This is a genomic window from Kitasatospora sp. NPDC036755, assembly GCF_040636595.1.
Classification (GTDB): domain Bacteria; phylum Actinomycetota; class Actinomycetes; order Streptomycetales; family Streptomycetaceae; genus Kitasatospora.
Window position 1 is genome coordinate 1 of sequence record NZ_JBEZUT010000670.1, and the last position, 1,461, is coordinate 1,461.

Genomic DNA, 1,461 nt, shown 5'->3' on the forward strand with positions numbered 1-1,461 from the left:
CACTCGCCGTCGGGGCCGCGGCCCGGGCCGACCTTGGTGGCGATCACCAGGTCGTCGGGGGCGGGGTCCCGCGGCCGTGGTCTTGGCCTTGGCCTTCAACATCGAGACCAGGGACGCCTTGTACTCCTCGCATCCCGACTCATCGACCACCCGCACGTGCTCCGGCCGTCCGCCGATCTCGGCCACCAGCTCGGGCACGGCGGTCTCACGACCGGCCGCGACTTCTTCCTGTACCCGGTAGTCCCCGCCGACCACCGAGACGAACCGGTGCGCGTCGGCTGTCAGGATCGCCCCGGCCACCAGCCGCTTCTCCTGTTCGAGCTCTCGGTACTTCTCCTCCTCGCCCGTCACCTCGGCGTGCCGCCTGAGGCCCAGCGTCATCTTGAACGCGCGTCGGCCGGGCATCTCGGCCTCGTACTCGGCCCACCATTTGCGCAGGTCAGCTGGCGTTCCGTACCCGGGTGCGAGGTCCGGGTCGATGCCGTCCTCCTCGATGGCCCACAGCCGGTCGAGGAACTGGAAGGGCGTCATGGACTTGCGGCGCCCGTCCTTCGCGGCGCTGTAGGCGAGTTCGGCCGCGGTGGACTGCATCGTGTCCAGGTCGGCGCTGACGGTGTCAGTGCGCTCGCTGCCGTCCTTCGTCAGGTACTTGAACAGGGCCTCCTCGTCCCCGGACAGGAACTTCATGAAGGTCACGCCGTGGCCCTTGCCCCGGCACTTGCACCCGGGACGCTCACAGGACGTGGACGGCTCGAATTCGGGTTCGATCTTCTTGATCTCGGCCGTCCACGCGTTCCGGAACCAGTTCTGGAACGCGGTGATGGCGTCTTCGTCGGGGACGTAGGTGTCGGTGACGCTGCCCCTGGCCGGGGTGCCGACGAGGTTGCCGCCGAGGAAGAACCCCGCGTTGAGGTGCAGGTGCCAGCCGCCGTCCTGCGAGCGGGTGACCTCCGGGTTCTTGGCCGCGCCGACGTATCCGACCGAAGGGCCGATCACCTCACGGAAGTTGCGCGTGCGGAACATCTTCTCGTAGCCGCCGGCCGTCTTCGCCTGGACGACTTCGCCCGTGGCCTTGTCGATGATCTCCCGCCCGCCCAGCAGGGCGTTGGCGAGGGCCTGGAGGGTGTGCTTCCTGCGGTGGCGCACCGTCATGACGGCGCCGACGAACGTCCCGCCCTTGGCGAGCCAGCGCAGGCCAGCCGTGGTGAGCAGGTGGGTGTTCTCGGCGCGCTTCTTAGCGTCGCAGAACGCGCAGAGCCACACCGACCCGCACAGCCGCTGGCCGCGCACGGTCGACCCGTCGTCCTCCGTCCGCGCGGTGAGGACACCCAGCTCGGCGACGAGGGCGTTCCGGCCGCACACCCGGGATCTGTCCGAGTCGGTGATCTTCTGCATGTACCGGCGGCGGCGCCACTTCCGCAGCGCCGGGGTGATCACCGTCGCCGGTGCGGCTTCGGACTC

At 69.5% G+C, this 1,461-nt stretch carries 1 protein-coding gene; it reads right to left on the minus strand.

All coding sequences use genetic code 11. The annotated features are described in order from the left end of the window. Positions 1–1,461 (minus strand): hypothetical protein (locus AB0E96_RS41110; protein ID WP_359831944.1); only part of this gene is annotated, 1,461 nt, incomplete at both ends.